This is a genomic window from Kocuria sp. HSID16901, from assembly GCF_003989425.1.
GTDB classification, from domain to species: domain Bacteria; phylum Actinomycetota; class Actinomycetes; order Actinomycetales; family Micrococcaceae; genus Rothia; species Rothia massiliensis.
In genome coordinates, this window is sequence record NZ_RBLM01000005.1 from 75,158 (window position 1) to 97,567 (window position 22,410).

Genomic DNA, 22,410 nt, shown 5'->3' on the forward strand with positions numbered 1-22,410 from the left:
TCATCGGACTCAACCTCCCTTGGGTGCCCAGGCACCCTTTTCTTTCAGAATCGGTTCCGGATCAATGGCTGACCCGTCATACGGGTTGAAACTGCTATCGGTGTAATCCGCACCCGGCTTGTGAATCTCGAAATGCAAGTGGTTAATCACTCCACCCCCCACCGATTCGGCGTGATTACCCTCCTGGCCTAAGACATCACCGCGTTTGACCGTGGCCCCCGGCTGAACGTCGAAGCTGTCCATGTGGCAGAAAGCCATCCGGAATTTCGGCCCACCGGTCATCGTTCCCAGCAGGCACCCGTCTTTTGTATAGATGCCGGTGATTTTCAGATCGGATGGGGCAATGATCTTGCCGTGACCGTCATCATCGACAAAGTCCACACCCACATGTTGCTGAGCCCATGCCGGCAGATTGGGAACATTTCGAGGCCCGAAACCGGAGGTGACCTCCGAAGCCGGCAATGGAACAGTCCACTCGCCTTTACCTAGGTCACCGTTCCAGGCCTTTCCACCTTCGGGTGCTTTGCAGTCCTGGCTGAACTTGACCTGCCCGCCACCGGTGATTTTTTCGACGTAGTCTTTCGTCTCCGGATACGGCGGCACCCCGTGCGCGGACTGAACCGCACCCGGACCGGCGTTATATGCAGCCAAGGTCAACTGGACCTTCTTATTCGCATCCCCACCGGCGACATCGCTGACCTCATCTCCCAGCGCTTTCATGTACTTGCCGTACCCTTCGAACGCCGCGTGAGGATCATGAACGTCTTTCCCGCCGCCGTATTTGCTCCAGGTATCGGGCATGAACTGCGCAATTCCTTGCGCTCCCACTGGTGAACCCGCGTTCGGGTTCCACTGAGATTCTTGCTGAATCTGAGCGGCAACAATCTGCTCCGGCAACCCGGATACCTCCGCAGCCTTTTTCACATCCTCTTTGTACTCAGCAGGCACATTGATCGTCCCGCCTTTCTCGTCCCCACCATCAGCTTTCACCTGGCACTGCTGAGAAACGTTTTGGACCTGAGCGTCTTGTTCCTCCTGGGCCTTACCTCCCGCACCGATCGCCCCGCCGGTCACCGCCAGAAACAGCCCGAAAAACAAGACCACACCCAGCGGCACCAACAACGCCAAAGCCGGAGCCACAACTTTGAATGTGATAGCTCGAAGCCCCCACTTGGCCCCCGATTTGATGGCACCCACTTTTAGAAGCTCCCGGCAGGTATCTGGATAACCACCATTGAACTCACCGGGTCGTACTGGCCTCGATGGGAATCACCATCCTGGTGCAGTGCACCGGCAATCGCGATCGTCACGAACACCCAGAAAATGCTCACCACAATGGCAACCACTCCTACCAGCAGCCGACGCCAGGCTGCTCCAGCCATCCAGCCCGAGAAGTCCTCCCACATGGCCGAGTTATTCCGGAAGTAGTCGCGGACCCGGCTACCGGTCCCACCCATTTCTAACTGCGAGTTTGACTCGAAGTCTTCCTCAACGTGCTTGCCCTGTTTCTTGCTCATACCCTGTCTTTCCCTTCCAGAAGACCGGTGTAAGTCACACCTGGTTTATTTACTCCAAATCGCCGTTTTCCAGCACGGTGCGGGCAATCATCAGCAGCCACGAAGTCCGCGCCAAACAGTGCCGTGCGGTGACCTCAGCCATGCCGGTCATCTGCGCCACATCGGCTGCACTGACGTTGCCGAATCCACCCCGTGAAGCCACAGCCCGTGCGATCGTTCCAATCCAGGCCCGTGACTCTTCGGACTCAGCCGGCAAACAATTCAGCAAGTCCCGGAATGAAACTGCTCGATCAACGCGTTCTTCTCGACGTCGCCAATAACTGCTCAACGCCCGTTGAATCACCCGCGCTAAATCCAACACGTTGCGGTGCGAATCTCGTAACGCCGGAGCGGCAATGCCGAATCGCCGGGCCGCTTCACCGACATCGCCGTCGCATTCCAAAATCAGCCGCATCGATCGGTCGAATAGGCGCCGCTGAGATACCGCCGCTCGGACCATCCGCAGCACCTCCGAGACATGAGCCCAATCGGAGACCTCACCGGCTACCGCGTCCCCGAAATCTTCAGCCACCACGTCATAGACCGTGGACACTCCTGAGGAAGCTGCCTGCGCAATGGCCTCAGTGGTGTTACCTCGTCGCGCTTCCGAACGGACCATCCGCAAGGACTGGCGCACGGCGATGCCGTTGATCCACCCCTGGAAGCTTCCGCGTTGCTCATCGAAGCTGTCCAGACCTTCGGCTGCTGCGATCCAAACCTCATTCATCACATCCTCGACCTCGCGGGTCCGTTGCGCTCTGGACAGCCGGTTCAGCACAATCGGGCGCGTATTTTCCCAAGCCCGAATCATCTCCGGACTCCAGGTCTTCACGGTCTGACCCATCACCGCTCACCCCCGCGAGAAGCCCGGGCTGAGCGCAACTGGGCCCGGAACTGTTTCCCCTCGGCCTCCGAACAGGCTCTCGGGGCATCACCGGCCAACTCATCGGAACGGCAACCAGGGCAGACGGTGACGTACTCGACCTGATGTTTCGGACAAGTCCGTCGAGTGGGACCTGCCTTGGGAGCATCCACAGCGAATTCCGCTGTGGCTTCCGCGACCAGCTCATGCCAGGCCTCGACGTCGTAGCTGGGAGTTTCCAATCGAAATTCAGCTTGAGAAATCAACTCTTGCGGCTCTAGCCGGATCGAGGTCATCACGAACGACAACGGCGATTTCACCGGACCAGAAGCTCGTTCCATCACGATTTCCACCATCGCGCTGAGCACCTGATCGCTGATCTCACCGATCAGCCTTGCTCCCAAGCCTCGTCGTAGCCGTGTCAGGTGAACACCATGAACGACTGGACCCGAAGATGCTTCCTGGTCCGTCGGTCCGTCCGTCTGTCTCACTTCCGATTTATCCACAGAACGCTCGTTCGGGTTCTCGACAGACTGACGGGACAGACGGGTTAATCCGCGCGCGTTCCTCTTTAAGGCACCCGGGTCGTTTTTGCACGGATTGTCGCCTTGGTCGTCACGAATTGTCGCCTTGGTCGACCAAGGCGACAAATTGTCGCTTTGGTCGTGATCGTTGCTATTGCAATAAAGCGACAAATTGTCGCTTTGGTCCTCACCCGAGTTATCCACAGGCTGATCGGGCTCAGATTCTTCGATCTCCACCTCGAAACTCTTCCGGTAATCGACCTTTCGAGCATTCAAATTCTTCTGACCTGGATACTCACCCTTGGACCCGTGAACCTCCAGGTGCAGCACGATCGTGTCCACCGACCGTCCCCGGCCAAACTCCGGAGTGCGACGCTCGGTGTGCAACAACCCCTCCTCCTTGAGGGACTTCATATGCCGCTGGACCGTTCTTTTCTCCATGCCGGCTTTCCACGCCAATTTGTCCTGGCCCATGAAGCACGCCCCGTCGGAGTCGGCCTCATCCGCGATCGTCAACAACACCACGAAAGCATTCGGAGCCAACCGGTGAGTGAAAGCCCACGACATCGCTGCTACTGACATATTTATTCAGCTCCTTCGAAGAGCTCGGGACGCTGCTGTTGCAACGTCTTCAATCGATTCCGGCCCGTCCGATCGGACAAACCTAAATACTCACCAATGGCTGCCCCGGTCACCGGTTTGCCCTCGGCCAACCGATCAGCAACCCACCCTGCCAACTCGTCCTCCTCCGAAGACGACTCATCGACTGAGTCCGCAGCCTTCTTTGGTGCGGCCTTACCGCCGGTCGTCGTGACAGGTGATGACTCTGATGTGACCGTCTCGGACTTACGCTGCGTTGGAGCCGAGTCGGTTTCACCGCTTGTGTCCTCGGTGCTTTCCATCGACGATTCCGAATCCGGACGATGCGGTGAAGCCTCATCGGAGTTCTGAGAGTCCAGCCCTTCCTCGCGCGGCATTTGCAGCGGTTCTGGCGTGACCGGCTCGACATGCATCGGCCATGCTGGCCTTTCGGCTGCCGGTTCCTCGGCGGAACGAACCGTTGATGTGGGAACGTCGTCAATGACACGCGATTCTTCTGCTACGACACCTTCTGTCGGCTGCGGTTTACCCAGCTCCCTTCGAGACGCAGTCGGCTCGACCGCTTCCTCTGGGACCTCGAAGACCTCATCGAGATCATCGGATGCGGCCTCGTCCTGCGGCCTCGGTTCCTCGCGCACGGCAAACGCGAGTCGGGACAGCTGCTCTGTAGCCGCGAACACCGCAACCGGAGCCATCGCCGCGATCCCAGCGCCGATCCACGATTGGGCAACCGTTGTACCTTCCCCCCGAGTCAAGGCGTGAGCGCCATTAGCAACTACCGACAGCGCCGTGAAGACTCCCAAAGTCACCCACGTTGGCCACACGGTCTCTCCACGAGCCCGGTGGATCACCGCCGCCATGCTGTAAGCCAAAATCGCGATATCAATGAAGATCGGCACGGCCCACCGCAGCCACACAGGCAAACCGACCCATCCTGCGACGTCGTGCAGCCCATTGAAACTGACCATGAACGACGTCAACCCCAAGGTGCAGATCAGAATCACCGTGAACCACAACGTGTACAACGAGTCCGGGTTGATACGACGACCAGCTCTACTACTCACCCTGGCTCCTGGTTGATACGATGACCCATATCGAATTTGTTCTTTGAAGCTGTTCGATGTGGGGGCCGTCTTCCCTTCCAGTTGGGCGGCCTCCTTTTTCATGCCCACAGAGTTGCTACTGCTCATCGTCATCACCGAGCCTCTCGGTCACTCGATCCAGCACTGCCACAGCCACTTCCAGATGCTTCGCCCGAACGGAATGCTCCGGAACGGTCGCCGCACACACGCCCAGTTCTTCCAACAGCCCCGCCTGAGCCAACAACGACGAGACCACACGCGCGACCAGCTCAGAATCGGTATCTTCACTCGCGTTGAACTGCGATGCTCGCAACGATTCAATGGCCGCTTTGACTGAACCTTCAGCCCGCTCGACATCCTGTTTCGCCCAGCTCAATCGGTCACGTAGATCCGTCGCAGTCTGATTCGAGATCGGCATACCCGGTAACGCATCATCAGCGGTAGCCGCCTTAGGCTTCATTTCAGGCTTGGTCTTCGGGGCATCAAATAATCCAACGCCGAAATCTGAGGCCGGCGCATCCAGAGCCGATTCATCGACCTCGACCTTGGACCGACGCCGTCCATCAAGACCCAACGACGGCTCCCGATCCTCAGAAACCAAACCTTCATCTTCGGCTTGCTTCAAAGTCCTGGCCACCGAAGACTTCCCCATACCAGTGGCCGTACCGATCGCCCGAACGCTCATCCCGGCTTCAGCCATCGAAGCCACTTCAGCGGTTCGACGCTCCAACGGGGGAGTCAGAGACATGTCCGAGAATTCCTCGCGCACGTACTCATCCCATGAGCCGTAACCCATACCAACCCAGGCGCGCTGCTCCCAAGCCTTACGGATCAGCTGATACGTGCTGGTCAGATTCGAACGAATCTCATCGGTAATGACCTGAGCATCCTGCGGACTTAGTTGCCCTTGAACCAAAGTGCTACCCATTACTGATCCTCCTGAATCTCCACCAGCGAGCTGTAGGAAACCTCAAGGAACCTCGAGAGTGCTTCTAGCTCAGCCACATCGAAGGGGACCTTCCCCGTAATTCGGCGACTGAACGCGTCTCGGCTCATCTGTAGATGTTCCGCTGCTCTGGCTTGAGTGACTGACCGCCGCCCGAGAGCGGCTCGTACATTTCCGGCGACTGCCAAGGATGTTTTCATGCGTTCTACTGTAGTCGAAATACTACTTCATGCAAGACGAAAAAGTCAGAAATGCTAGAAATCCAGGCGTTATTCCCCTACGATGGTCATAAATCAACTGAGGAGGACTCATGCATAAGCGGGCGGATGCTCCAGTCTCGGAGTTCGAGTTAGCCCTGAGGGACGAAGTTCGCGCCTGGATGGCTAGGCGAGCGGTGAACCAGACGGAGCTTGCTGAAGCGCTTGGCATTACCCAGTCGAACATGTCGAAGCGATTACGAGGTGTCTCAGCGTTTCCGGTTCACGACTTAGCAGTGATTGCCGGATACTTCGGTATTACGTTGGCGGAGCTGATGGGAACCGTTGCCACCACGCAGATTGAACTTCCGTCCACGGGTGCGAAAAACCCCGCCCCAGCCGAAACTGGAACGGGGTCCCGTCACACGGTGCGCCCTGTGGGGCTCGAACCCACGACCCACGGATTAAAAGTCCGATGCTCTACCAACTGAGCTAAAGGCGCCCGCCTGGTCCATGCGCTGTCAACTCGCGCGAGGCTCAAGCTCGTCTAGCTTACAACATGACTGGGGGTCGGCAGAAACCTGATGGCCTGCTCGTGACTGGACTCATGTTCGAAGGCAATCGGACGCTGCGCGGTGGGGGTTTCCGTGTGGCGAACTCCGGGGCTCGGGGGCGGTGTACGCCGTCCTTGGAGACCTAGACTGGGCGCATGTCCGGATCGAATCAGTCAGCACGCCACCATAGTCCCGTGAAGTTTTCCCCGGCCATGTTCGAACAGCTCGACGGCGGTGTGGACCCCGAAGTCATATCGCAAGCGGCTCACACCTCGGCTTGGGCTCTGCTTTCTCAAGGGCGCGCCAACAACGATCCTGGAGTCACCGAGCGCCTGGTCGACTTCACCGATCACTACGGCCTCGACGCCATCGCCGAGATGTGGGCGGAGGCCCCGGGCGTCTCGTTGCCAGGAGTCTTGTGGCGAATCTACGCACTTCGAGACACCGTGCGTCGGAACCCCGACCTTATGAGTAGGTATTACCACCTGGGTCAGGATAACGCGCAGGTTTCCCGGGTTGTTGCCGGCGTCGCGGAGCCTCCCGAGGCCGACGAGTTGTGCCGAACCATCGACCAGATCTTGACTGGCGCTTACACCGGCGAATTCGACGTCGCGTTGGAGCGTTTCGCGGCGTTCTGCCGAGTGGTTGCGCTCGGCCAAGCCGTGGCCGCGGATCGAGCCGACGACGACGCCCAATCCGAGGGGGACGAGGGGCGACGTCGCGCTGGCGAATTCACCACGACCCCCGGGTCCACTTGGGCAGGAATGAAACTCACGCGGGCCGCTCGGAAACTCATCACCACGGCTGAGGAGTTGGAGTCGGCGGCCTCCGCCTGGCGGCACCACCAACTGGACTAGCGCCGGCTGAGGGCGAGAAGCCCACGTCGACGTGAGTGCTAGAGCAATCCCGAGGTCAGCCGACACACGTTTTCCAAGGCTTTGGTGTGCAACGGACGTTCGCGCCAGCTGTCGTAGTCGACCTCAAAGCATGTGTCGAGGTACTCCTTGGCCACCTCCTCAAGTTCAGAGGCGACCCCCTTGTCCAAGAACAACATGGAGACTTCTAGGTTCAAGGCAAAGGACCGCTGATCCATATTGGACGAGCCGATGAAGGCGACGTCGTCGTCAATCAGCATGAACTTGGAATGCAATACCGTGGGCGCGGGATACAAATGGATCGAAATGCCGTTGGTGAGTAGGCCTTCGTAGTAGGAACGTTGGCCGTAGTGCGGAAAGAACTGATCGCCCTTTTCGCACACAATCAGGTGAATCTCGATCCCGGACTGTGCGGCGGTGGTCAGGGCCATTTTGAGCGAGTCGTCCGGAATGAAATACGGGCTACAAATCACGATGCGCCGTTCGGCGTTATAAATCAGGTGATTAATAAGGCGAAGGTTATTTTCTGTCTCGAAACCGGGCCCGGAGGGGACCACCTGGCCCATGATGCCGGAGTCGACCGCAGGAAGGTCTTGGTCGACCTCGTCCAGCAGGAGGTCTCCGGTTTCCGAATACCAATCCGAAATAAAGAGCGCGTTGAGCTCATCCACCAGAGGACCTTCGACGCGCATCATCAGGTCTTTCCACGCGAGCTTTTTCTTGAGGTTCGCGCGCTTATTGTACGAACGGTCGATGATGTTTTGGGATCCGGAGAATCCAAGGTCGCCGTCGATCACCAGGATTTTGCGGTGGTTGCGCAGATCGGGGCGCTGATACTCACCGCGCCACGGACGAATGGGCAACGAACGACGCCACGAGACACCAGAGGCGTCCAGCAATTTCACCAGATTGCTGTACCCCGGATAACCAGCTGAACCAAGCTGATCGACCAGAATATGCACCTTCACTCCGCGTCGATGAGCACGGAAAAGCGCATCGAGCAGGGGAGCGCTGGATTCGTCGTAGGCCACGATATAGAACTCGAAATGCACATATTCTTTGGCCTGGTCCACGGCCTCGGCCATCACGCGCATAGCCTCGTGATTATCCCGGAGAAAACGCAGCTGGTTTCCGCCCGTCATGGGGAGAGAGCCAAGCTTGTAATTGAGCTTGGCGGCGGCAATATCCATCTCCCGGAGATGTTCGCAATTGCCGAGGACGGGCTGGTCGCCGAGCTGTTCCCGAATGAGCTCATTCATATGAGTCTGCCGTTCGCGTCGGCCGCGAGGAAGATACGTGGAACCGATCACGAGAAAAGCAATGATCCCGACGTACGGAATCAAGAAAATCGCCATAAGCCATCCCAGGGCCACGGAAGGTTTCCGGTTATACGGAATCCAGCACAGGGCAACCACGCGGATCAACATGTCGATGACCACGAGCGTGGTATCTACCCATGCAGGGACTCCGGGAATTGGCAGAAGCGAATAATTCACGGCCCAAGTCTACGGGAGTTGCGCGGTTCGTCGACCCGGTCCCAGGGGATCAGCGGCTCCTCGAAATCCTCACCTGACGTGCCCGTATATGTATGGCTCCGAGGCTGAGGGACTTCCCCGTTACGACGACGTCGTTCGCGGGACCGCGCGGCAGATACGGCAACGGCGGTGATCAGCATGAGGCTGCACAGCGCGGTAATCCACAAATTGATCCAGATATTGCTGAGTTCAATGTTTGCAAATGGCGGCGCCCCATCACTGACACCGCTTCCGGATGGGGAAACATTTCCTGGGAACGCATTGATGTACACGTTGCCAACCGAGGCGTGACCGAAATCCAATCCGGAATGAAATTCCGCGGCGTCCGACCACGGAAACGGCACGAAGCTGGCATACCGCTGGATGCGATCGACGACCGCGAAGGCGATCCATACGAATAGGCTGTAGCGCCACCAGCTACGAACCCTCCGGAAAGCGACCGCGAGGAACGCGAACACTGTGCAGAAGGTCGCCACACCCACGGCCGATTCCAAGGCATAGAACAGTGTGGTCTTCCACAAGGGCTCCATGCCGGTGCTCGGGCCGCGGTGGACGGCAGCGATCAGGACGAGGCCCGCTTGAATCAGCGCCAGAAAAAAGACGGCAATCGACGATGGCGCGATCGCGCGGAGCACGCGCCGGGTCAACCCGGGCCGTGGAGGCTCAGCGAGGCTCGGACGGATCGCGGTCAGGATGAGGAACCCGGTGTAGACCAGCAAGATTAACCACGTGATGAACGTGATGGTCGGGGCGACGGCGTGGAGGCCAGCCGCCGAGACCGACTGCGCGCCAGAAAAGCGGCCGAGAATGCCGACGGTCCAAATCACGAGGAGACCGGCCCAGTACAAAGGGGTTTGGCCGAGCGCCGAGCGCCACGGACCCGGTTCTCCTTCGGTGAGTGCACGGAGGTACGGCTGACCGGTACTGTCCATGTGGCTCCTTCGCGAGTGGCTCGGCGGGCGAGGCGCGGCGGGCTCCGCGTCAGACCGATTTTACCGACGTCTTCGCTGGTCAGGGCGACAAAGGTGGCAATGGGTCGAGGGTGTCGCGGTCGGACTCTTCGGGAAGCTTCGGAGGCGGAGTGTATTTCGAGGCCGCCAAGGCCAGCCCGTAGGCCGTCGTACGATCCGGGGTCCACCGCAACGAACACGACGTCGCCGCCGCCAAGGCTTCCTGAACCGGGGTGGGCGGCAAAAGATAGGGGGCATCGAAACGCTGGACGGGGTCGTCCTCCGGCCGCACGACGTCGTCGTCCCCTCGGACGGCCAACGCAGAAGTCTCAGGGCCATCCGAGCGGGGGTAGAGGACCCCGCGAGTCGAATGCAGCAGGCCCGCGTACGCCACCCCGCCGCGTATGCGTTCTGCGTCGGAATACACGATCCAGCCCACACGAGTCTCGCCCAGGCTTCGGCAAATTCCCGGGAGCAACTCCGCGTGGATCATCACCTGGGGGAAAACCATACCCAGGATTTCCCAAGCGGCTCGCACGGCGTCAGGATTGCGGCTCGGGTGGCCACACAAGAGGTCTCGAGCCGCGAGGAGGCCTTCCCGAAATTCCGCAGGCAACCCGTGGATGGCCATCGAGTGCATTCGAAGAGCCGCCTGGTACGCGGTGTGCCGCGCGGCCTGAAGTTCGTCGTCGAGCCACGGGGCGAAGGCTTGGTCATTCCAATCGCCCGCCAACCAATCGCCATCCATGGCGTCTTGCGCATGAGGATAAGCAGCCAGCTCTTCGCGCAAAGAGGCAACCGTCTTTTGGTTTTCTTCAAGATCGTCCCGCAACCCTTCGTGGGCCTCTCGGAGCTGCCGCAGGTCGCGGTGTACACGGTCGACGGCGGACTGAGAGCCCTGCTCTTCGGCTTGCGCTTCGCTCTGCTCCCGGCGGAGCTGGGTGAGGCGCAGATGCCACGGCGTGCGCGCCCGCCCGAAGGTCGCGAGTCGCCACAGCATGGGCGGTTCGTCCCGCAGGTGAGCGGCAATACGGTCGCTCCATTCCTTGGAGCACTTTCGCGCGCGATCGTTCGCTTGGGAGAGCTCCTTCAGTTCACGTTCTTTGTCGGAAATGCCAGCCGCCGACTCGGCCAATGCCTCCGCCAGATCAGAAATCACGCCTTCGGTGCGCAACAACATGGGTACGGCTTCGTGATATCTCTGGCGTTCGGCCACGAGTCGACGGACGGCCGCGAGGCTCTCGTGGACCGATTCGGCGGTTTCGTCCCACCGGTCATAATCTTCGGCCGTCATCGAGACTCGTGCGTGGCCCAACCGATTCAGCACGCCGTCGATAGCATCGACGGCATCGATGGGCTGAGCCGCAGGGAGCCCACGATACGGTTCAAGCTCTTCCATCCCGGGGAGCAAACGCACGACGGCGGCTCGCCATTGCGGAACGGCCGCTCCGGAACGCAGGGGAGCGGAGCGGATGACCTCGAAATTTTCCAGGTCGGGGTGCGGAAGATGAATCTCTCGGGCCGCCGACCACTCCATGGGCTCGGGGTCGAAAATCTCGGCAGGATCCGGAATCGAGGCCAACGCCTCGGCACGGCGCGTGACGAGGCCCGACACCATGTCGTCGACCCACCGTGGGTCGGGCATCCCCGCCGCCGTCTGGGCCGGACAACACCACAGGCCTTCCTGGCGAGAAAGATCATTGAGCGCGGCATTGACGGCAAATTGAGTCGCCACCGAGGAGCGTTCGGGTCGGGAGACCCCCTCCGGAAGCATCTGCGGGGCCAACGCGTAGTACAGAGCTTCCCGCGACTCCACGACATCCTCGAAGGTTTCTGCGGCGTCGATACCCAGCAGGCCCGCGGCGGACTGGCGATATCGCGTGGTTTCGGTGGCCAGATCGAGGTCCTCGGCCGCTGGGTGATTCAACAGCGAGCTGTCGCCTACATGAAGGGTGCGAGTAGCGAGCGTGCTCACGATTCTCGTCGGCATGGGGCGAGAAAACGTCATCGTCAACTCGGTGAGTCCAAAGAGCTCGTTGGTGACCTTCACGGCCGCGGCTACATCGTCGTGATTGAGCTGATGATCCTGTTCCACGTCCCCCGGAAGGCGCGGGTACCGCACACCCTTCATGACGACGCGGCGGTCCCGAAACAAATCCAGGATGCGTTGGCGCCACAGGGCCGCTGACTCGCGGTATGTCGCGGATATCGACGATGACAAATGCGCCACGGCCCACGCCGCCCGGGACACCTCGAGGCTCTCGGGGAGGAGCCTGCCGCTTTCCTCGAGGCGCACGGCGAAGAGCGCGGTCAGCAAGCCCGGCGCGGTTTCGGGCGGGGCCAAATTCGCGTGGGCGACGAGGGAGCCATAAGGTACGAGACCGGCGTAGACCACATGTTGCCAGGAGCGAGTGCGGTCGTAACTCACGTGCCCCGATGAGGGCTCCCACGGGAGGGCGTGCCCAGGCAGATAATCCTTGATGGTGAGGGAGCGTTCCGCCGGCCGCGGGTGCGGCAAGACCCGGGGGCTCAGCTGCGCGAGAGATCGCCACAGCTCGAGCGGGTCATCGTGAAGGCGGGTGTGCTCGGTCATATGTTCCAAAATACAAGGGTCTGCCGCTCCCTGACGGGGAGTAGGCTTACTATTAAGCAAGGCGTGGTTTTTTCGCCACCTGCCGGGAACCCAATAGTTGTGACGGCCCATCGAGGCTTGAGACCTGAATGGTCAGAACCTCGTCCATCCCAGTGTATTTCTCTGGCCGTAGGGCAATCCCGGTGATCAGATTCCGGCGACCACTCCTTCTATCCGATCCCCGAGCCGCAAGTTCAAGGAGCCACTCGTCACAGTGACAGACGGTCATTTCCGCAACATCGTGTCCTTCGCCCCGTCGAAAGCCGACCACATTCCGGCGACACGAATTGCGGTCAGCGTTGCCGTCCCTTTGACAACCGTCGTGCTCCTCGGCCGAGTCGACCTGGCTATCTTTGCCTCATTCGGGGCCTTTACCTCGCTGTATGCACGCCAGGAGACCTTCATCGATAGGTTCCGGCATCAGTGCATGGCGGGGGCAATCCTTTTGGGCTGTCTCTTGGTGGGCCTCGGGCTCTCGCACGCTCACGCAAATCCGTGGGTGGTGATTGCGGCGGTCGCGCTCGTCGGTGGCGTCGGTGCGTCGCTGGCCCTGGTGCTCACTCTTCGCCCGCCCGGCGGCCTGTTTTTCATCTTCGCCTCCGGAGCCGTGGGCGCGATGCACGCACCGCCGCCGTTACTTGAAGGCATGGCGACCGGTCTGGGCGCCGTGGTGTGGTCGGTCCTCGCGGGAATGCTCGGCTATTTCCTCGGTGAGGGGCGTCGTGGACATGTGGTGCCCGCCCCGCAGCATCACGGACAACCGTGGAACAAAATCATTCAACAAGGACTGCTGTTCTTTGCGGCTGCGGGGATTGCCGGTGTGCTGGGGGAGCTCTCGGGGATAAGCCATTCCTACTGGGCTATGGTCGCGGCGGTGGCGCCCATTGCGCAGCCGAGTGTCACGGCGCGCCTCTACAAATGCATTCAGCGCATTGTCGGTACCTTTGGTGGAGTCATGGTCACGGCATTTCTGTTGTCTTCTGGCCTCCAGCAATGGCACATGGTGGTGTGGATTGTGATCCTTCAATTCCTGGCGGAGGCCTTTGTGATGCGAAATTACGGTTTCGCGATGCTTTTCGTGACGCCACTGGCGCTCATGATGGTGCAACTCGCGCAACCAGCACCCCCAGAAGACATACTCACCGCCCGAATGGCCGAAACCGCCATCGGTGCCGCCGTGAGTTTTGTGCTGGTCTTGATATTCCGAAACCAGGCCGAGCGCGACGCCGACACTCAGGCCATCCCGATCCTCCGTCGTAATCATCAGAGAAAGCAGGCTTCGTGATGTCTCGATCTCCTCGTATCAGTGCGTCGGGCATCAAATCCGGGGCCAGCAAGGTTCTGAAATTCTCGATCGTCTTGCCCATGTTCCTGACGATCATGTTCCCGCTGATCTATGGCTTCAGCATGCACTCCCCGCAACCCCACGGCATGAAAATTGGGATTGTCGGTTCGGACGCTCAGACGCAGCACCTTGCGACCAAGCTCGATGCCCAAGCCGGGGACGCCTACGACGTCACCGCCGTCGGGTCGGTGGATGATGCCAAGCACGCGATCAAGTCCTTGGACATTCGGGCGGCCTGGGATCCCAAAACCAATACCGAATACGTCGCGACCATGGGCTCGACGAGCGCCGCACAGTTCGCTGAAGGGTATTTAGACAAGGTCGCACCCCAGGTCCTCACCCAGACCGGCCAATATCAGGATCCGAGCCAGGTCCCGAAACCCACGGTGGACGACCTTGTACCTCCTCCGCCCAACGACGGCATGGGCACGTCGCTCATGTTCATGGGTTTGCCGGTGCTGTTGGCCGGTTTCATGACGGCCGTGGGATTGAGGAGCAACCTGGCCAAACTCAGCGGCAAGGTCGCGATTTCCATCATGGGTGTGATGGCTCTGTTCTACGCAACCATCCCCGTGTTCATTGCCTACGCGGTGCACGGCGCATTCACCGAACACGCCCTTCCGGTGTATCTCCTCTTGGCGGGGATGTGTTTCACGGTGATGTTGTTCCACACGGGCGGCATGAGACTCATCGGTTTGTATATGGCCTTGCCCACCATGTTTCTCCTGGTCTTGTTGGGTATTCCATCGTCAGGGGCGGGCATGGCCATTGAGCTGGTGCCCCCGATTTTCCAGGGGCTGCACCGGGTCCTGCCGACTCCCGCTCTCATGGAGGCCTTGCGCCGGATTCTGTACTTCCCGGATGCGCCACTCAGCGCTTCCCTCAGCACACTCTTGCTGTGGTTTTTCCTGGCCGTGATCCTTCTTGCCGCGTCATTCTTGCGGCGTCCCACATCCAAGGATGAGGACGCATTGAGTTCGGAGAGCGCAGACGACCAACAGTCAGACGGCGTGCGGAGCGGGCGACACGTTCGCGCCGGGTATTCGTCGCTCAGGTTCCGCGACTTTTTCGGTAGCCGCCGCACCGTCACCGAAGAGCAGATGCAAAACCGCAGAGGCCTGGTCCACGCGTTCAAGTTGCCGATCATCGTCGCCATCGCCCTACCCCTGATGTACATCGGGGTCGTCCACTCGCCGTCGCCGAATCACATGAAGATCGACGTCGTCGCTTCGGATGCCTCCTCCCACAAGCTGGTTCAGGCTCTCGACGACCTCCCGAAGGACGACTACGAGGTTCGTTCCGTGAAGTCCGCCGACGACGCGCGCCAAGACGTCCTGGAGAATAAGGCTCGGGCCGCGTACGTCCCGGCGTCTTCGGCGGCCGGGATTTCCGAACGCACATCGGACTCCTCGGCTGTGCTCTTCGTCGCGACCGGAAACGGCATGCAATCAGAATCTGCGGCGGAGAAGCTCGTTGGAACCCTGACCCAGGGGGCACCCCTGCAGAAAGTGGATCTCGCGCCTACTCCGCAAAACGACAAATTCGGCATGTCGTTGATGTATCTCGGGATGGGCGGCGTCGTCGGCTCCAACCTCGCGGGCATGATGATCGGGTTGGTCGGACGAGCCTGGCACTGGGGACGACGCATCGTGTGGGTCCTCGGCGTCGCCGCCGCCAACACGTTGCTGCAATACCTGATCTCGGTGCACGTGGTGCACTTCCTGGAGCCGGGGGCCCCGTGGACCGTTTGGGGGATTCTCTTCCTGACGTCGTTGACGATCCAGTTCTTCACCCTCGGTGGGGCGCTCTTCCTCAGGGGGTCGGTCATGACGATTTCCCTGCCGTTATTCGTGATGTGCGGTGTGCCCAGCTCTGGGCTGTTACTGCCCCTGGACATGGCTCCGCAGCTGTATACGGTGCTGAATCACCTGGTCCCGAGCTCGGCTGCCATCGGCGCGATGAGGCTCCAGGTCTATTTGCCGGAAGCCTCCATCCGGGGCGACCTCATCCTGGAATTCGTGTGGCTCGCCATCGGCATCTTGCTTTACACCGCCGGGCACCTCTGGGTGCAACATCTCAAGAAGAAGAATGCTGCGCAGGAACAGGCCGAGGCCGAGCAATACGAGGGGCAGGACGCCGGCGAGTTTGAAGGCAACGCGCTGACCGGTAGCGACAGCCCCGAAACGCGGCAGTTGCGCGTGATCAATGCGAAGCGGAAGCAACGCACCTAGCGAGAGGCGCGGACCCGCCCTTCCGAGTGGATCGCGCGGGCCAGCTCCGCCAGGGCGGAACGCCAACCGGCGACGACGGTCGAGTGGATCTCTCGAGGGAGCGGCCCCTGGCTCACCACGACGCGCGTTCCCTCGACGCCGTCTACTTCGCGGGGAAGGAACTCGATGCGGTGAAGCACCGTCGCGTCGCTGGCCTCGCCGTTTGGGCCTGGGAGGGACTCGCGATGTTCGATCAGTTCTCCCTCGACGACGCTCACGAACGTCGAATACAGCGGCACGGCTTCATTCGGCTGGGCATGGTTGACCATCGCGAGGCGGAAGGTCCCGCCGGGCCTGGGGTCGATCGACACCGTGTGCACGGGAACGATCCAACCCTCCGGTCCGTACCATCCGGCGAGCCGTAAGGGATCGGTGAATGCGCCGAACACCACGTTCGGTGACGCGGGAACGTCACCGGAAATGGAGACGACATGATCCGCGGGGACCGTGGTCAAAATGCTCACTTCTTGGCCTTTCCGGCGTAGTAGCGGCCCAGAAATTCATCGCGATATTGGAAGTATTCGCCGCTCGCAATGGTGTCACGAGCGGTATCGACCATGCGGACGATGAACCTCTCGTTGTGAATTGAGGCGAGGGTCGCCGCGAGCCTCTCCTTGGCTTTGAAGAGGTGATGTAGATACGCCTTGGTGTAATGCGTGCACGTGTAACAGTCGCACCCCTCATAAATGGGGGTGAAATCGGTTTTGAAACGGGCGTTGGACACATTAAAGCGTCCGTCCGGTGAATACACCGCCGCCGTGCGAGCCACTCGGGTCGGGGAGACGCAATCAAAAGTGTCCGCGCCATTCTCCAGCGCGACGAAAATGTCGTCCGGCTCGGAAATGCCCAGGAGGTGCCGCGGTTTATTGTCTGGCAACTCCTCGTTGCACCACCGCACAATGGTCCCGAGGTTCTCCTTCTCTAAGGCGCCGCCGAGTCCAAATCCGTCGAACTCCATGTCACCGAGATCCCGGCATGCCTTGCGGCGCAGGTCCTCGTATTGGGCTCCCTGGATGACGCCGAAGAGGGCCTGATACGGCTTGTCCGAGCGTTCCTGGGTGAGGCGTTGGTGCTCATCGATACACCGTAGGGCCCACAGCCGCGTGCGTTCCAAGGCTTGTTCTTGGTAACCACGGGAGTTATAGAGGGTGGTCAGCTCGTCAAAGGCAAACATCACGTCCGCACCGATGCGATGCTGCACGCTCATCGACACCTCCGGGGAGAACCTATGGAGGTCCCCGTTGAGGTGGGATTTGAAGGTCACGCCGTCGTCGTCGATGTGGGCCATGCGTTCTTTGCCCGCGGCGACGTCGTCGTCCCCGACGGGGCGACCGTCCGCGCCCGTCGCGCCGGAGACCGTGCCCATGTCGATGACCTTCTTGAAGCCAGAGCCCAGGGACATCACCTGGAATCCGCCCGAATCCGTGAAGGTCGGGCCGTTCCAGTTCATGAAACGGCCGAGGCCACCCGCGGCGTCGAGGACATCCGGCCCAGGCTGCAAATAGAGGTGGTACGCGTTGGCGAGCAACGCCTGGCTACCGAGCTGACTCATCGCTTCGGGAAGCACGGCCTTGACGGTCGCCTTGGTTCCGACCGGAATGAACGCGGGGGTTTGGATCTCGCCGTGGGGCGTGGTCATGACGCCGGTCCGACCCAAGAACTCGCCGCCATCGTTGCGAGAGCGTGCGGCCCTGGAGGAGTCGTTACCGGCGGTCTCGCTCAGGCGTGAACCGACCGTGAAACCGAATTGTGGGTTGGGAAAAGTAGTGTTGGGCACTCTGCCCATACTAGTTGCTCCCAGCGACGGGGTGTTCGGAGGCCTTCAGCAGCGGCCCCACCCGGCGAAGGCCAGCGCTCGCCGCACCAGATCGCCGCTACCGCCCTCAAATTCTTCCTGGACCTCGTCCCGGAGCACTTCTTCCGGCGTGAGCCAGGAGAGCTGGAGGGCGTCCTCGCGGGGCTCACAATCTCCATTGACGGGGATCACATAGCAGAGGGCGACGGCGTGTTGTCGGTCGTCGGTGAGGCCCGATTGGGACGGATGCGGGAAATACTCGGCGACGGTAAACGGGGTCAGGGAGGCGGGCATCTGCGGCATCGCGAGGTGGCCGAGGTCTTTCTCGAGGTGACGCAGGAGGGCCCCGCGAACCGTCTCCCGGTAGTGCACCCTTCCCGACACGAACGAGCGAACCATGCTCCCCTCGTCATTGGGGCGAAGGAGCAAGCCAACCTCGCTGACGCATCCCAGGGGGTCGAGCGTCACGGGAATGGCTTGGACGTAGACCATCGGCAACTGTTGGCGGGCCTGGGCGAGCTCTTCCTCGGAGAGCCACCCGGGCGTGGGGTCCGGTGTGCGTACTCTGCTCATACCTCGGTTGTATCGCACCCGGAACAAAAAATCCCAGTATTTTGCGTGGTCGGAGCGGTGTTTGGCTACCCGCTGAACCGGCGGCGGACTCGGCCCCGGGAAGCGCACGACGACGTCGCCCGCCGTCTTCTCGGGGCCGCGCCGTCACGCGAGGCGGTAGGCAGCCTCCAGGATGGTCCAGGCCTGAACCTGCGTGCTGAGTTCCACGCGGGCCCCCGAACCGAGAGTCTCCGAGCTGTGGCGCGTCGCGTCCGGGGAGAACAACGCCACCGAATCGCCGCGAATTTCGGTCACGTCGATTCCGGGTTCGTTCAGCGGAAGGTCTGGATCGAACTCTCGGCGACCGGCCCACAACAGCTCAGCAGTGGCGACGACGAGATCGCGCGCGAGGTGACGGGTCTTCGGCTCGATCCGATGATCCATGGCAGCCCGGGTGAGGTATCGCGCGAGGATTCCGGCGAATAATCCGCCGTCGCCGGAACCTCGGGTGTCGAGGACACGGAATTCGGTGCCCTCTTCAGCATGCGTCACGGTGAACTTTTCGTGGACCAACCGGACGATCTCCTCGACGTGGCGGAGGTCCCCACCCTGGATTTCTAGGTGCGCGCCGATCGCCACGCCCTGGTTGTAAGAGAAGGCTCGCTCTTCGGGAACTTCCTTGCGGGATCCGTTGCGTTGCAGTTCCAGTTTGATGCCGTCGAGGTACCCCTCGCGGGGGTCCCACAAGCGATCCCGGAACCACTGAGTGAGTGCGAAGGCGCTGTCGTGCTCGCCTGCCCGTGATAGAGCCATCGAGATTGGCCCGGAAGCGGGCAGATTCTTGAAGTTCTCGGCCTTGGACCAGTAGGCACCGCCTCCGGTCTCGTCAGAGATGGCGGCCTTGAGCTGTGGGTAGAGGGCCCGTCCGGCTTCTTGCGCGGGTTCGGACCCACGGCCCAGCACCGCTTGTGAGAGAGAGTTGAGGCGTTGGGCCGCCAGGACGAGCCACGCCATGTCGTCATAGAACGAATTGACGAAGGTGCCAAAGTTATGGATCCGGATGCCCCGCAGCAAACGATGGCACTGGTCGATCTGGCGCTCGGCCTCTGAGGTGCGTCCGTCGGCAAGATAGCGTTGGCCGGCGTCGACTAGGGCGTCCAGCAATTGCGCCTGCCACCAGTAGTTCCAGTTGGTCACGCGCTTCTTCAGACCCTTCTGCGGCGGCAACGTCGTCTCACCAATGAGTGTCCCGGGAATTCCGCTCACGCGGCGCAGGAAGAGCCGGTGAACCGAGTACGTGGCACGTTCGGCACGGAGGGCCTTCTCGGCCCGATGCCGTTGGGCCGGAGAAGCCGGGGCCTGCCCTCCTTCTGGGGTGGAACGACGCCGTTGGCTACGCGTGGTCGGCGGGGTGCGGGGGTCTGTGGTCATGGTCTCTCCCGGTCAATGATGCTGCGAACGTTCAAGCGTCCTCAGGTCTGGTTCTTATCTCCAGGGTACGGTCTGAGCGCACGCTCAGGTGATCTCCGGTGAAGGGGTGGCGTAGGGAAATTTCGCGGGCGAGGAGCTGGAGCCGGGTCTCGGGGTGACGCAATGCCTCGTCGTCGATCGTCGGGTACAAGGGGTCGCCGAGAAGGGGACGGCCCAGGTGATTCATGTGGACCCGAATCTGATGGGTCTTTCCCGAGAGCGGATATGCGGCGTAGAGCCCCCACGGAGTTCCGGAGAACTCTCGGATCAGCCGGATCCCGGTGACCGCATTGGCGGGACCGTCGACTTCTCTGGCTTGGAGCGATGATGAGTCCTTGACGATGCGGGACCGGACGCGGATCGGTTCCTCGGGATGCTGGGGGAGTCGTTCCGGAGCGTCGGATTCGGGGTGGGGATTCAGCGGGGCGATCAGCTCATAGGTCTTGCGTACCTGCTGGAGCTCAAAGAGGCTTTGCAGCGGTCCTCGGGCTCGCGGGGTTTTGGCGAAGATCAGGACTCCCGCAGTCAGGCGGTCGAGTCGGTGCACGGGGGAGAGATCCTGGTTTCCGGTGCGTACCCGGAGCTTGGTCACGGCCGTCTGCTTCACGAATCCGCCGCGCGGGGTGACCGGTAAGCCGTGAGGCTTGTCGACGACGAGGAGATCGTCGTCCTCATAGAGAACGGGGATCTCGTCCGAGAGGGAAGGCTCCTCGGGGAGTGGGCGGAAAACCCAGACGTGGCCACCGGGGCGGTACTCAGCGTCGGGAGCCAGCGGGAGACCGTCCGGGGAAAAGACGTCGCCGCGCGCCATCAGCTGGGCGACCTGCTCTGGATCATGCGGCGGGAATCGTTCAGCTAGAAATCCCGCGAGCGACGCGTAATTTTCGTCCCGGGGCAACCGAATGCGTGTGGGAGAAACTCCCTCCCGTGCGGGCACCGGACAACCTGGCCGGGGACGTCGAGTCATGCGTCGTCGCCGAACGTGTGCGAGCTTTTAGCGGTCATGTCTCCACGGTATCTTTCGCGGGATTGAACGACGATGGCGTGCACCGCAATCTGTCGATGCGATGCACGCCATGCATGGGGTCGGGGCCGACTACGCCGTGGGCGTCACATGTTCGGCCGAAGTGGGTTCATCCGTGGAGTTCCGCAGGCGGCTGTGGCGCCGTGAGTACGCGAAGTACACCACGATGCCGATGAGCAGCCAGATCACGAAACGGATCCAGGTCTCCAAGGAGAGGTTCATCATCAGGTACAGGCACATCAGCGCGGAGACGATGGGCAGGACCGGCACGAACGGGGCCTTGAATGAGCGCTTCAGATCCGGACGGCTCTTGCGCAGGATGATCACGCCGACGGAGACCAGGATGAAGGCGGACAAGGTGCCGATGTTGACCAAGTCGGCGAGCTTGGCCAGCGGGACGAAGGCTGCAAGGAGGGCGATCGCCAGGCCAGCGAGCATCGTGAAACGGTACGGCGTCTTGAACTTGGGGTGGGTCTTGCCGAGCGACGGCGGGAGCAACCGATCTCGCGCCATCGAGAAACCGACGCGCGTTTGGCCGAGGAACAGAATCATGGTGACCACGATCAAGCCGATGCACGCACCGATGGCGATGAGGTGTCCCATGAACGGCAGCCCGTTATTCGAGAACGCGGTGGCCAGCGGGGCGCCGTCGTTCGGATCGATGTCCTTGTAGCTCTGCATGCCGGTAATGACCAGCGAAACGCCCGCGTAGAGCACCGTCACGATGGCGAGCGAGCCGAAGATACCGATGGGAAGGTTCCGCTGGGGATTCTTGGTCTCCTCCGCGGTGGTGGCCACGATGTCGAATCCGATGAAGGCAAAGAACACCATGGCCGCGGCGGCCAGCACGCCACCCACGCCAAAGACGCTCGGTGCAATGCCGAAGAGGGTTTGCACGAGGGGCAGATGCAGGGCGCCGCCGGTCTGAGCGCTCGCGCCCTGCGTCGGAGGAATGAACGGAACCCAGTTGGACGCCTTGACGAAGAACATTCCGACGACGATCACGGCCAGGACGACCAACAGCTTGATGCCCGTGACGACTTGATTGAGGCGGCTGGAGAGCTTGACTCCGGTGATCAAGACGACGGTCAGGCCGACGACCAGCAAGAAGGCCGGCAAATTGACCCATCCGGTTTCCGCAGACGCGAGGGCGGGCGGAATTGCGAAGGGGGTGTCTTGCAAGATGACCCCGAGGTATTGGCTAAATGACGTCGCCAGAGCCGCTGCGCCGACGGTGAATTCGAGGATGAGGTCCCAGCCGATGATCCACGCGGCCAATTCACCTAGAGTCGCGTAGGTAAAGGTGTACGCCGAACCCGCGACGGGCACGGTCGAGGCAAGCTCCGCGTAGCAAACGGCGGCGAGACCGCAGGCAAGCCCCGCGATGAGGAAGGAGAGCACGATGGCGGGCCCAGCGTTCGTGGCAGCGGCGTGGCCGGTCAGCACAAAGATGCCCGCTCCCACGCTCACTCCGACACCGAAAACAATCAGGTCGAGCGCGCCAAGATTCTTCTTGAGCTGATGCTCCGGTTCCTCGGTGTCCCGGATGCTCTGCTCTACGGACTTGGTGCGGAAAAGTCCAGAGGACATGGTGGATCCTTTAGATCAGGTAATTCCAATAAAGATGATGATTGAGCGTAC

General features: G+C 61.1%; 19 protein-coding genes, 1 tRNA gene and 1 pseudogene. 4 read left to right on the top strand and 17 right to left on the bottom strand.

Annotation, left to right across the window (positions count from 1 at the left end; genetic code table 11):
• Window positions 1-9: 9 nt before the first annotated feature.
• The 7 genes from D8M21_RS08335 to D8M21_RS08365 form a co-directional block, all read right to left on the bottom strand.
• Entirely contained in the window at window positions 10-1,140 is a 1,131-nt protein-coding gene (locus D8M21_RS08335; protein ID WP_126855801.1) for a transglycosylase SLT domain-containing protein, read from the bottom strand.
• A 59-nt stretch (window positions 1,141-1,199) separates the two neighbouring features.
• Entirely contained in the window at window positions 1,200-1,517 is a 318-nt protein-coding gene (locus tag D8M21_RS08340) for a hypothetical protein (RefSeq protein ID WP_048681171.1), read from the bottom strand.
• A gap of 49 nt (window positions 1,518-1,566) precedes the next feature.
• Entirely contained in the window at window positions 1,567-2,400 is an 834-nt protein-coding gene (locus D8M21_RS08345; RefSeq protein WP_048681174.1) for an RNA polymerase sigma factor, read from the bottom strand.
• A complete protein-coding gene (locus D8M21_RS08350) occupies window positions 2,400-3,524 on the bottom strand; it encodes a helix-turn-helix domain-containing protein (protein WP_048681176.1) in 1,125 nt (374 codons plus the stop codon). Before D8M21_RS08350 ends, D8M21_RS08345 begins: the two co-directional genes overlap by 1 nt.
• Before the next feature lie 2 nt (window positions 3,525-3,526).
• Window positions 3,527-4,606: a DUF2637 domain-containing protein gene (locus tag D8M21_RS08355; RefSeq protein WP_161970379.1), complete on the bottom strand. Its 1,080-nt coding sequence runs from the start codon at window positions 4,604-4,606 to the stop codon at window positions 3,527-3,529.
• Window positions 4,607-4,721: 115 nt separating this feature from the next.
• Entirely contained in the window at window positions 4,722-5,552 is an 831-nt protein-coding gene (locus D8M21_RS08360) for a helix-turn-helix domain-containing protein (RefSeq protein ID WP_126855803.1), read from the bottom strand.
• Window positions 5,552-5,770, bottom strand: coding sequence for a helix-turn-helix domain-containing protein (locus D8M21_RS08365; RefSeq protein WP_126855804.1), 219 nt, complete (start codon window positions 5,768-5,770; stop codon window positions 5,552-5,554). The genes D8M21_RS08360 and D8M21_RS08365 overlap by 1 nt, the downstream gene beginning before the upstream one ends.
• Window positions 5,771-5,949: 179 nt before the next feature.
• On the opposite strand from D8M21_RS08365, the pseudogene D8M21_RS11635 reads away from it, so the two are divergent.
• Window positions 5,950-6,102, top strand: a pseudogene (locus D8M21_RS11635) (helix-turn-helix domain-containing protein); the annotation flags it as partial.
• Between the two features lie 94 nt (window positions 6,103-6,196).
• On the opposite strand, the gene D8M21_RS08375 reads toward D8M21_RS11635, so the two are convergent.
• Window positions 6,197-6,269: transfer RNA gene (locus D8M21_RS08375), tRNA-Lys, on the bottom strand.
• A gap of 207 nt (window positions 6,270-6,476) precedes the next feature.
• Between D8M21_RS08375 and D8M21_RS08380 the strand changes: the two genes are divergently transcribed.
• Window positions 6,477-7,178, top strand: coding sequence for a hypothetical protein (locus tag D8M21_RS08380; RefSeq protein ID WP_048681186.1), 702 nt, complete (start codon window positions 6,477-6,479; stop codon window positions 7,176-7,178).
• A gap of 38 nt (window positions 7,179-7,216) precedes the next feature.
• On the opposite strand, the gene cls is transcribed toward D8M21_RS08380, so the two are convergent.
• From cls to D8M21_RS08395, 3 genes are all read right to left on the bottom strand, one after another.
• Window positions 7,217-8,623, bottom strand: a complete 1,407-nt coding sequence (gene cls, locus D8M21_RS08385; RefSeq protein WP_082156777.1) for a cardiolipin synthase — start codon at window positions 8,621-8,623, stop codon at window positions 7,217-7,219.
• A gap of 65 nt (window positions 8,624-8,688) precedes the next feature.
• Complete coding sequence (locus D8M21_RS08390; RefSeq protein WP_048681191.1) at window positions 8,689-9,663, bottom strand: hypothetical protein; 975 nt, start codon at window positions 9,661-9,663, stop codon at window positions 8,689-8,691.
• Between the two features lie 79 nt (window positions 9,664-9,742).
• Window positions 9,743-12,274 (bottom strand): hypothetical protein, encoded by a 2,532-nt coding sequence (locus D8M21_RS08395; RefSeq protein ID WP_048681195.1) that lies wholly within the window; start codon window positions 12,272-12,274, stop codon window positions 9,743-9,745.
• A gap of 253 nt (window positions 12,275-12,527) precedes the next feature.
• Between D8M21_RS08395 and D8M21_RS08400 the strand changes: the two genes are divergently transcribed.
• Together D8M21_RS08400 and D8M21_RS08405 are read left to right on the top strand one after the other, a co-directional pair.
• The gene (locus D8M21_RS08400; RefSeq protein WP_048681200.1) at window positions 12,528-13,598 is read left to right on the top strand and encodes an FUSC family protein; all 1,071 of its coding nucleotides are present in this window, start codon (window positions 12,528-12,530) and stop codon (window positions 13,596-13,598) included.
• Window positions 13,598-15,889 carry an ABC transporter permease gene (locus D8M21_RS08405; protein ID WP_048681202.1) on the top strand — a complete coding sequence of 764 codons (2,292 nt, stop codon included), beginning with the start codon at window positions 13,598-13,600 and terminating at the stop codon, window positions 15,887-15,889. The genes D8M21_RS08400 and D8M21_RS08405 overlap by 1 nt, the downstream gene beginning before the upstream one ends.
• On the opposite strand, the gene D8M21_RS08410 is transcribed toward D8M21_RS08405, so the two are convergent.
• The 6 genes from D8M21_RS08410 to D8M21_RS08435 form a co-directional block, all read right to left on the bottom strand.
• The gene (locus tag D8M21_RS08410; RefSeq protein WP_048681205.1) at window positions 15,886-16,392 is read right to left on the bottom strand and encodes an SRPBCC family protein; all 507 of its coding nucleotides are present in this window, start codon (window positions 16,390-16,392) and stop codon (window positions 15,886-15,888) included. The genes D8M21_RS08405 and D8M21_RS08410 overlap by 4 nt on opposite strands.
• On the bottom strand, window positions 16,389-17,714 hold the full coding sequence (gene tgt, locus D8M21_RS08415) for a tRNA guanosine(34) transglycosylase Tgt (protein ID WP_048681208.1): 1,326 nt from the start codon (window positions 17,712-17,714) through the stop codon (window positions 16,389-16,391). The genes D8M21_RS08410 and tgt overlap by 4 nt, the downstream gene beginning before the upstream one ends.
• A gap of 36 nt (window positions 17,715-17,750) precedes the next feature.
• Complete coding sequence (locus D8M21_RS08420) at window positions 17,751-18,296, bottom strand: NUDIX hydrolase family protein (protein ID WP_048681211.1); 546 nt, start codon at window positions 18,294-18,296, stop codon at window positions 17,751-17,753.
• Window positions 18,297-18,440: 144 nt separating this feature from the next.
• Entirely contained in the window at window positions 18,441-19,706 is a 1,266-nt protein-coding gene (locus tag D8M21_RS08425) for a glycoside hydrolase family 76 protein (RefSeq protein ID WP_082156770.1), read from the bottom strand.
• Window positions 19,707-19,737: 31 nt separating this feature from the next.
• Window positions 19,738-20,682, bottom strand: a complete 945-nt coding sequence (locus tag D8M21_RS08430) for a pseudouridine synthase (RefSeq protein ID WP_048681213.1) — start codon at window positions 20,680-20,682, stop codon at window positions 19,738-19,740.
• Window positions 20,683-20,841: 159 nt separating this feature from the next.
• Window positions 20,842-22,359 (bottom strand): amino acid permease, encoded by a 1,518-nt coding sequence (locus tag D8M21_RS08435; protein ID WP_048681216.1) that lies wholly within the window; start codon window positions 22,357-22,359, stop codon window positions 20,842-20,844.
• Between the last annotated feature and the right edge of the window lie 51 nt (window positions 22,360-22,410).

Bases quoted from the DNA above. Each gene is read 5' to 3' on its own strand.
- D8M21_RS08340 (WP_048681171.1), bottom strand. From the start codon at position 1,517: ATGAGCAAGAAACAGGGCAAGCACGTTGAGGAAGACTTCGAGTCAAAC.
- D8M21_RS08345 (WP_048681174.1), bottom strand. From the start codon at position 2,400: ATGGGTCAGACCGTGAAGACCTGGAGTCCGGAGATGATTCGGGCTTGG.
- D8M21_RS08350 (WP_048681176.1), bottom strand. From the start codon at position 3,524: ATGTCAGTAGCAGCGATGTCGTGGGCTTTCACTCACCGGTTGGCTCCG.
- D8M21_RS08360 (WP_126855803.1), bottom strand. From the start codon at position 5,552: ATGGGTAGCACTTTGGTTCAAGGGCAACTAAGTCCGCAGGATGCTCAG.
- D8M21_RS08365 (WP_126855804.1), bottom strand. From the start codon at position 5,770: ATGAAAACATCCTTGGCAGTCGCCGGAAATGTACGAGCCGCTCTCGGG.
- D8M21_RS08380 (WP_048681186.1), top strand. From the start codon at position 6,477: ATGTCCGGATCGAATCAGTCAGCACGCCACCATAGTCCCGTGAAGTTT.
- cls (WP_082156777.1), bottom strand. From the start codon at position 8,623: ATGTTGATCCGCGTGGTTGCCCTGTGCTGGATTCCGTATAACCGGAAA.
- D8M21_RS08390 (WP_048681191.1), bottom strand. From the start codon at position 9,663: ATGGACAGTACCGGTCAGCCGTACCTCCGTGCACTCACCGAAGGAGAA.
- D8M21_RS08395 (WP_048681195.1), bottom strand. From the start codon at position 12,274: ATGACCGAGCACACCCGCCTTCACGATGACCCGCTCGAGCTGTGGCGA.
- D8M21_RS08405 (WP_048681202.1), top strand. From the start codon at position 13,598: ATGTCTCGATCTCCTCGTATCAGTGCGTCGGGCATCAAATCCGGGGCC.
- tgt (WP_048681208.1), bottom strand. From the start codon at position 17,714: ATGGGCAGAGTGCCCAACACTACTTTTCCCAACCCACAATTCGGTTTC.
- D8M21_RS08420 (WP_048681211.1), bottom strand. From the start codon at position 18,296: ATGAGCAGAGTACGCACACCGGACCCCACGCCCGGGTGGCTCTCCGAG.
- D8M21_RS08425 (WP_082156770.1), bottom strand. From the start codon at position 19,706: ATGACCACAGACCCCCGCACCCCGCCGACCACGCGTAGCCAACGGCGT.
- D8M21_RS08435 (WP_048681216.1), bottom strand. From the start codon at position 22,359: ATGTCCTCTGGACTTTTCCGCACCAAGTCCGTAGAGCAGAGCATCCGG.